A 5,956-nucleotide genomic window follows, 5' to 3' on the forward strand; every position below is an offset into this window, starting at 1 on the left:
GGCCTCCTTCGACCAACTCGCCGTCCGCCAAGAAGACGACGCCCGCGGCTTCAAGGGCGAGACAGAGCACCTGCAGCGTTGCGCTTCGCGGTTCCGATCCCCCGCCTTCAAACACCCGGATAGTAGCGACACCGACCGCCGCTGCGTCGGCTAACTGCTGCTGCGACCAGCCAATTAGCGCCCGAGCGGCACGGCACTGTTCACGCGTCATTAATCATCCCCATTATTTTCAGTAGAACTATATGAAATATATTGACACAAAGTGAATGACGCAGCAACTTCGCTAGCGCCGCCAACAATCTCGTTGTCGATCCCAAAGGGGGAAATATCAATGCCGAACAACCATGTTCGGGCAGCCGCCGAAGGCATGCCCGATATTAACCGCCGTCGCCTTCTGCTTGGTCTCGCAGCTGGTTCCACCGCCGCCGTCGCAGCGGCAGCCTTTACGATCATCGACGCGACCGCAGCGCCGTCTGTCGCTGACGCGATCCCAGCTACGCGGGAGAAGACCAGTCTCGATGCAATGCTGCTGGAGCTGCCCCCGGAAGAGGCTCAGCGGTTGAGGATAGAAATTCTAGCGATCCTCGCCGCCGTCAAAACGATGTGCGCCCGAGGCGACGATTTCCAAACGATCAGGAATTTCGTCAGAACCCGGTGTGAGCAAAATCATATGGACTGGAAGAGGGAACGGGGAATATGAGCGCCGCACCGATCGTAGAACCATGTGTCTGCTCTGACGTCTTCGTCACCGGGGCCGCGCCGCTCACGTTCATGGGCGACAATCTCAGGCTGACTTTGTTCGTCTCGCAGCGCTCCTATGACGGCAGCCCTGAAAACGCCGTGGTGACCAAGCTTGTCGGAAGCCGATCCGACATGCTGGAGATCGCCGCCGCCATCGTGCGAGGCTGCTACACCATTCCAGCAAAGGCCGAGCGAGACGGCGAACGCATATTCCTCGAAATTCTCGAAGCACCGGCAGAGCGTCACTGATCAACCGGACAAGTTGTCCACTTGATAGCCCGCTGCCTCACGGTGGCGGGCGCCTTTTTCAGCCGATGCCGTACTGCTTCAGAAGATCCTCAAGCTCTGCCTTTTTACGCTTGTCTTCCGCAAGGAATGTCTGAGTCATCTCGACCTCAGGCCCACCATCATGCCTCGAATAAAATCGGGCTTCCTCGTCTTCGATGATCCGAATTCGGTCAGCAAGACTGGCGACCTCCTTCTTCATCCACGCGATATGATTCTCCAACATGGTTGCCACCAATTTTCTCCTCAATGAAACCGTCTGGGCAAATGTGACAGGAAACCAAGCCAAAACAACTATGCGCTATTTTGTACGCAAAGCTGATAAAATGGAAGATTATCTAAGTAAATCAAAGGCATCTGGCGGAGAGGATGGGATTCGAACCCACGAGAAGCTTTTGACCTCTACTCCCTTAGCAGGGGAGCGCCTTCGACCACTCGGCCACCTCTCCGTTGCGCCGGTGGATAAAGAAAAGCGCCGGCACAATCAACAAGCCGGCGCGATTATCATTGAAAAAACCGGCTTCCGCCTAATGGCGCTTTCGCCATGCGGCGATTCTGCGGCAATCCCTCGGCCGGCGACTCAACGACATCGTCGCAATTCCGGCGGGCAATTGTCGGAATCGGCCGGATTGCAAAGGTCTCGCCCAAGGGTTTCCGATAGCTCAATGGTTAACGGGAGCTTTCCGAGTGAGGCCAAATCGTGTCATTTGTGCAACAAGGCAGGGGGATAGCGCCTGCACAGACCTTTCGCCGATACGATGGTGGTTGAACGCCGCCGCCTCATGGGTAATGTCGAATTCGAAGGAGCGGCGCGGTGCGCATCTTTTTCGGTAGTGGGGATGGGGCAGGGAACGCTGTCCTTCAGCAAAGAATACCCAGACCCGTTTTTTAACTTTTGACTGGAGGTCAGAAAATGAACATCAAGAGCCTTCTTCTTGGCTCCGCTGCGGCTCTGGTCGCAGTTTCCGGTGCGCGCGCCGCCGACGCCGTCGTCGTTGCCGAGCCGGAACCCGCTGAATACGTCCGCATCTGCGACGTCTATGGCGCTGGCTACTTCTACATCCCCGGCACCGAGACCTGCCTGCGCATCGGCGGCTATGTCCGCTACGACATCGGCGTCGGCGACATCGGCACATTCACCGGTGCGGGGACCGTCGACGTCGAGGACGGCGACGATCAGGATACCTACTGGAAGCGTGCTCGCTTCGCGCTGAAGACCTGGACCGGCCAGGAAACCGAGCTCGGCACCTTGAAGACGTACACCGAGACCCGCTTCAATTTCCGCAACACCCAGGGCGATACATCTCCGGTCCTCAACGAAGCCTACAACCCCGGCGTTTCGCTGAACTTCGCCTGGATCCAGCTCGGTGGACTGCGCGTTGGTAAGGACGAATCGGCCTTCGATACGTTCATTGGCTACGCCGGCAACGTCATGAACGATACGCTGGTTCCCTACGGCGGCTTCGACACCAACGTCGTCCAGTACTATTTCGACGCCGGCAACGGTTTCTCCGCCGTGGTCTCGCTCGAACAAGGTTACGGCGACTTCACGATCGACAGCTACGTCCCGCATGTCGTCGGCGGTGTGAAGTGGACGCAGGGCTGGGGCGCCATCACCGGCGTCATTGCCTACGACAGCAACTATGAAGAAGTGGCCGGCAAGGTTCGCCTCGACGTCACCCCGATGGAGAACCTGTCGCTGTTCATCATGGCCGGCTATGGCACGGACGACAACTACACGGATGGCGGCTTCGCAATCCCCGCCGCCGGCCGCGGCATGTACAAGCTGTGGAGCGGCAATTGGGCACTCTGGGGCGGTGGCACCTTCACCATCAACGAGAAGACCTCGTTCAACACCCAGATCTCCTATGACGAGGGCGAGAATCTAGGCGTCGTGGCGAACATCGCCTACGATATCGTCCCCGGCCTGACGATCACGGCTGAAGCCTCCTACTTCCATCTTGGTGATGAGAGCGTCAGCAACTGGACCGGTGCCGATGACGACGACAACTTCGGCGGCCAGCTCCGCTTCCAGCGCTCGTTCTAATCAGCAGCGCTTGACTGAAATCGAACCCGGCGGGCAACCGCCGGGTTTTTTCGTATCGGCGTGGCTGTCCATGGCGGAATGTATGGAGCGGCCATACCGGCCATGGTCGTTCTGTGCTGGATCTTGGTCTGTGATTTCTGACAGGTTGGAAGCCGATCGGCTGCGCAGAATGAAAGCAGCAGCGATCCTTCGCGCCCCCCTCTGTCCTGCCGGACATCTCCCCCACAAGGAGGGAGATCGGCAGCTTCACTGACAGCGCCTGTTCATCAACGTTGGAGATCAGCGAAAGCCGCAATGACGGCCATCTCCCCCCTCTAGGGGAGATGTCCGGCAGGACAGAGGGGAGCGCTGTCCCTCTCGAAAAGATTCTGCACCGCAGCAGCGCTTGCCAAGGAACAGAATAGGGAGTTCGTTCCCGCCCTTTTGGGGGAAGACGGCTAGTGGCATTTAGCTGTTCGTTGGGATTGGCGGCTGAAGGTCGGTTGGGAGCAAGCCTATGCGCTTGCGACCCTCGCGGTCCACGCAATGTGGATTGCCGACCTCAAGTCAAATCTCTGCAAGATCGCCCAACGACTGTATAAGCGGCTGAATTTCGTTTTCATAATTCTTCCAGCGCTTGACCGACGATTTGTAAATCGGCTGACGAACCTGCCAGCGACTGGGCGTGTTGACCGAACCATCCCTATCGAAAAAGCGCAGGCAGGCGTCATCCCAAGGCAGCCCGAGATAATCTATGAGGCGGCGTGACTGCGCTTCCTGGTCCTCGACCAGCGTTTCGTAGCGGTTTTCGAAGATAAGGCCTGGAAAAACCTTGTTCCAATGCTGCATCAGGCGGTCATACTCGCGATAGTACAGGCCTAGTGTTTTCAGGTCGGTGTTGTAGCTGTGCCCCTCGCTGAAGTTGAGGACAAAGCAGGAGACGCAATTGTCGATGGCGTCACGACGGCAATGAATGATGCGTGCGTTGGGGAAGAGAAGCCCGACAAGGCCGATCAGTTCGAAATTGTGCGGCATTTTATCCACGACGCGAAGTGCGGCAGGCGCCCGCTCCCGCAGATAGGCCAGATGCTCTTCGGCCAGCGTTCTGGACAGGTCTTCCGTGATCGACATGACTGGCTGGTGCAAATCTCCAGCCGATGATGTCCTCAGACCGATCGCATTCGCGACCCGCCTTAGTTTGCTAAGCTCCCCTGCACCATGGACATCGGGATGGCTGGCGCAGATCTGCTCCGTGAGCGTCGTCCCCGAGCGGGGCATGCCAACCACGAACACAGGCACTTCGGAAGGATTTCCATAGCCGGCCCGGGCAGCCAAAAAGTCCGGCGTGAAGGTGTCAATCATCGAATCGATCCACCGACGATACAAGTCGATGTCGAACTTGTAGCCGGCGGCCTGTTTCGCCCTGTTGAAATGGTCGAATGCCTCATTATAGCGCTTAAGGTCGTTCAGCACCTTGCCGGCGGCGAGATGGAGTTGCTGCGCGGCTTCCGAACCAAGTTTCGGATTACCGAGTTCGCGAAGGATGGATTGGAGCTCCTCTGGCTCCTCGGTGAACTTTCGTGTCTGTACAAGGTCGTTGTAGGCAGCCGGCACCCCAATACGGCGATCAATCGCTTCTTTCAGATAGTCGGCGGCTTCATCCATACGCCCTAAGCCGCTGAGCGCGCCGGCCAGCCCGGCTCGCACCTTGGGATGATCGCGGTTGATTTTCAGCGCCTTCTCGTAAAGCGGCAAAGCCATGTCGGGCTTGTCAAACGCCGTGTAGGTGCGGCCCAATGCGCAAAGTGCTTCGATAAGGCCGGGCTGCAGTTCCAAGGCGTACTGCATATGCCTGATTGCGGGCGAATACTCGCTGACCTTCACATAGGCCTCGCCCAGGCTGAGGTGGTAGTAGGGGTTTTTAGGTTCCTCGCCGACCGCCCGTGCGAAATATCGCAAGGCCCTCTCATCATCGTAACCCAAGTATACGGTCCCCAAGATGTACAAGGCGAGCGGATGGTTTGGCGTGCGCGCCAGAACCCGAAGGCATAGGTCCTGAGCCTCGTCGAGCCGCTTGGCCTGCTGAAAGGCATATGCCTGTTTCAGCAGCGCGTCGTCGGCCTGCGTACGCGACTGGGCGTTTCCTTTCTGCGGGCTCGCTAAAGACTTCACTATCGGCACCTTCGCTTTCGGCGCGGGTCCGGGCTTGATGTGCTTTGACCAAGCAGGTGGGAGTCGATTGTTCATAATATCTCGCTAGCAAAAAGATCCGAAGGAATCCAGCATGCTGGTTGCAGCCAAGGCGGGAGCTTGCGCGGCCAACTGTGCCGCGCTAGCAAGAAGGCCCTTTTCGAACGAGCCTTTGCCATGCGCCAGCGCCCTCCCCTCACTCCGATCGTCAGTGCGCTTCCCTCGACGGTGCCGTTTGTCGGCCCGGAGGCACAGGAACGTGATCGGGGTCGTGCGTTTCGCGCCCGCATCGGCGCCAATGAGAGCAGCTTTGGCCCTTCGCCGCGTGTCGTCGCCCGCATGGCCGGCCTCGCCCGCGACATGTGGATGTATTGCGACCCCGACAATCACGATTTGAAGGTGGCTGTCGCTGCGCATCTTGGCGTCAGTGCCGAAAACGTGGTGGTCGGCGAAGGCATAGACGGGTTGCTCAGCCTGGTGGCGCGCATGTATGTGGCGCCGGGCGACGCGGTGGTCACCTCGCTCGGCGCCTATCCGACCTTCAATTTCCATATTGCCGGCGTCGGCGGCCGGCTGGTCGCGGTTCCCTATGAGAACGACCGGGAAAGCCTCGACGGCCTATTGGCTGCGGTCGCCAGGGAACATGCGGCGCTGGTCTACCTGTCCAACCCGGACAATCCGATGGGCAGTTGGTGGGAAGCGGCCGAACTCATC

General features: G+C 58.7%; 7 protein-coding genes and 1 tRNA gene. 4 read left to right on the forward strand and 4 right to left on the reverse strand.

What is annotated here, in order from left to right; genetic code table 11:
* Window positions 1–211, reverse strand: a 211-nt coding sequence (locus EOA85_RS25350; protein WP_127211594.1) for a helix-turn-helix domain-containing protein, incomplete at its 3' end; no start/stop codon positions are given.
* 120 nt (window positions 212–331) lie between these two features.
* On the opposite strand from EOA85_RS25350, the gene EOA85_RS25355 reads away from it, so the two are divergent.
* Both EOA85_RS25355 and EOA85_RS25360 read left to right on the forward strand, forming a co-directional pair.
* Window positions 332–700 carry a hypothetical protein gene (locus tag EOA85_RS25355; protein ID WP_127211595.1) on the forward strand — a complete coding sequence of 123 codons (369 nt, stop codon included), beginning with the start codon at window positions 332–334 and terminating at the stop codon, window positions 698–700.
* Complete coding sequence (locus tag EOA85_RS25360; RefSeq protein WP_127211596.1) at window positions 697–990, forward strand: hypothetical protein; 294 nt, start codon at window positions 697–699, stop codon at window positions 988–990. The genes EOA85_RS25355 and EOA85_RS25360 overlap by 4 nt, the downstream gene beginning before the upstream one ends.
* A gap of 58 nt (window positions 991–1,048) precedes the next feature.
* Here the strand turns inward: EOA85_RS25360 and EOA85_RS25365 are convergent, their stop codons facing one another.
* Complete coding sequence (locus tag EOA85_RS25365) at window positions 1,049–1,261, reverse strand: hypothetical protein (RefSeq protein ID WP_127211597.1); 213 nt, start codon at window positions 1,259–1,261, stop codon at window positions 1,049–1,051.
* 123 nt (window positions 1,262–1,384) lie between these two features.
* A tRNA-Ser gene (locus tag EOA85_RS25370) sits at window positions 1,385–1,475 on the reverse strand.
* A 464-nt stretch (window positions 1,476–1,939) separates the two neighbouring features.
* Between EOA85_RS25370 and EOA85_RS25375 the strand changes: the two genes are divergently transcribed.
* Window positions 1,940–3,073, forward strand: a complete 1,134-nt coding sequence (locus EOA85_RS25375; RefSeq protein WP_127211598.1) for a porin — start codon at window positions 1,940–1,942, stop codon at window positions 3,071–3,073.
* 546 nt (window positions 3,074–3,619) lie between these two features.
* Here EOA85_RS25375 and EOA85_RS25385 read toward each other — a convergent pair.
* The gene (locus EOA85_RS25385) at window positions 3,620–5,299 is read right to left on the reverse strand and encodes a sulfotransferase (RefSeq protein ID WP_127211599.1); all 1,680 of its coding nucleotides are present in this window, start codon (window positions 5,297–5,299) and stop codon (window positions 3,620–3,622) included.
* A 120-nt stretch (window positions 5,300–5,419) separates the two neighbouring features.
* On the opposite strand from EOA85_RS25385, the gene EOA85_RS25390 reads away from it, so the two are divergent.
* The coding region (locus tag EOA85_RS25390; protein WP_127211600.1) for an aminotransferase class I/II-fold pyridoxal phosphate-dependent enzyme at window positions 5,420–5,956 on the forward strand (537 nt) is incomplete at its 3' end.

It is taken from the genome of Mesorhizobium sp. M5C.F.Ca.IN.020.29.1.1, from assembly GCF_003997375.1.
GTDB classification, from domain to species: domain Bacteria; phylum Pseudomonadota; class Alphaproteobacteria; order Rhizobiales; family Rhizobiaceae; genus Mesorhizobium; species Mesorhizobium wenxiniae.